Annotated in this window: 3 protein-coding genes; 1 reads left to right on the forward strand and 2 read right to left on the reverse strand. The window is 45.5% G+C overall.

Going from position 1 to position 1,789, the window contains the following annotated elements; genetic code table 11:
• Both LLF78_03480 and LLF78_03485 read right to left on the reverse strand, forming a co-directional pair.
• Nucleotides 1–318: (2Fe-2S)-binding protein (locus LLF78_03480; GenBank protein ID MCE5201559.1), on the reverse strand; the 318-nt coding region annotated here is incomplete at its 3' end.
• Between the two features lie 225 nt (nucleotides 319–543).
• The gene (locus tag LLF78_03485) at nucleotides 544–1,293 is read right to left on the reverse strand and encodes a helix-turn-helix transcriptional regulator (GenBank protein MCE5201560.1); all 750 of its coding nucleotides are present in this window, start codon (nucleotides 1,291–1,293) and stop codon (nucleotides 544–546) included.
• Between the two features lie 370 nt (nucleotides 1,294–1,663).
• Here LLF78_03485 and LLF78_03490 point away from each other — a divergent pair.
• Nucleotides 1,664–1,789 (forward strand): GTP-binding protein (locus LLF78_03490; protein ID MCE5201561.1); only part of this gene is annotated, 126 nt, incomplete at its 3' end.

Genomic DNA, 1,789 nt, shown 5'->3' on the forward strand with positions numbered 1-1,789 from the left:
TTTCGTTTCCATGGGTACGAGCCCCTTGCCGTGCTGGGTCTCGACTTTCATGCCCGCTTCAAGAGGCGTGACGCAGGTCCTTATGTTCGGAACTCCGTCAACCATCATGAAGCATGAGCTGCATTTGCCTATCGCACAGAAGAAGCCGCGCGGGCGTTTCATCTCAGGCGTTACCCTGTAGATGTGTACCCCGTTCGCGTGAAGTGCCATCGCTATCGGCTCCCCCTCAAATCCTTTGAGCTCGTTACCGTCAAAGCTGAATGTCACTTCTCTGCCATGTTTAAATTCCAGTATCGGGTGCTTCTGTATCAGTTCCATGTCCTCTCTCCCTCCCCGTTCTTTATCTCAGCAGCGTCTCTGCTTCGAAATAAATTTCTGTTAACTAAGTGCTTTGATAACTACGTACATCAAAAAATTAACGCCATGACAATTTTTTGATACTCACGGCGAATATTGTCATTCCATAATGAAGTTTTGTCAAGAGAAGAGATATATCCTGACATTAAAAATAATTTAATGTGAAATTAAAGTTTCACTTTAAAATCAGGCCTTTTTTTGACTATTATACTTAGTTTTGCTGGTTTTTCCCCGGACGTTTCTTATATAAGAATATATAGTGTATTTAGTGTTCCCCATCTCTTCTGCAAGAATATCCACAGCGCCCTTAAGGAGAAAAAATCCTTTGTCGTGAAGTTCCTGGATGACCTGTTGTTTCTCTGTTTTCGAGAGGTAACTCAACGGTTTGCCGATGCGGAGTTTAACATGCGCAAGCGAATCGCTGACGACCTCTTCGAGATCCTGTGCAAACCATTCACGCACAGGCGGCGGAAATTTTTCCTGATTTGCAGCCATTGGCTCCGGAAGGCTGTCCGGGTATTGTTCAACTTTTTCCATGTCCAGGTGCAGCAGGCTCTCGATAAGTTCCTGTGCTGCAGCGGCCTTGCTGATGTCATAGTTTATGCAGAGAAAGCCGATGATTTTATCGTTCTCGTCGCGAATGAAAATCGCGCTGCACTTTATCAGCTCACCTCTGTTGTTCTTTGCAAGATAGTTATAAATGCCTTCCTTTGCCTGATATTCTTCGGACTGGAGCATATAGAGTCCAAAGTCCGTCATCGGGCCTCCGGGTGCGCGTCCCGTAACATGCCCGTTCTCACAGAGGACAAGGGAATGCTCCGGCATTGATACATCGTGCAGGTTCACCTCGTAGTCCCTGCCGAGTATCTTTGCAAGGCCACGCACCACAGGTATCAATATTTTGAGTTTATGGTTCATCTTTGCTTGTTTTGTCATTTTCTCTACCCCCGCCTTGTGAAGATTTTACAATAAATCGACAAACAAGGGAACAAAAAATTGATGATAACCCGCCGACAAAGTAAATGCGATCTTTAAAGGAGTAAACGCGAGCGGTTGCGATCACTCCTTCATAATATGATATGAGACTGATCGGTTTGATTTGCTCGCGTTTATTTTTGCAATTAGCAGCCGACGAAATTACCTGTTATGCTTGCGTTCGCGAAATCCATACTGTATAATCTACCGTACTTATCCTTAGAGATCCGGCTCAGACTTCCGGATCTCTTTTGATGTGGCTGGAATATAAAAATGAAAACACGCCCAAGGGGCATTATTACTGAAACAAATCCAGGGAGGCAAGATTGTAATGGCAAAAGAGAAATACGTACGCAATAAGCCGCATTTGAACATAGGCACCATAGGCCACATCGACCATGGCAAGACTACGCTCACGGCGGCGATAACGAAGACTCTTGCGAGGCGCGGCGGAGCG

It is taken from the genome of Synergistaceae bacterium (assembly GCA_021372895.1).
Classification (GTDB): domain Bacteria; phylum Synergistota; class Synergistia; order Synergistales; family Synergistaceae; genus JAJFTP01.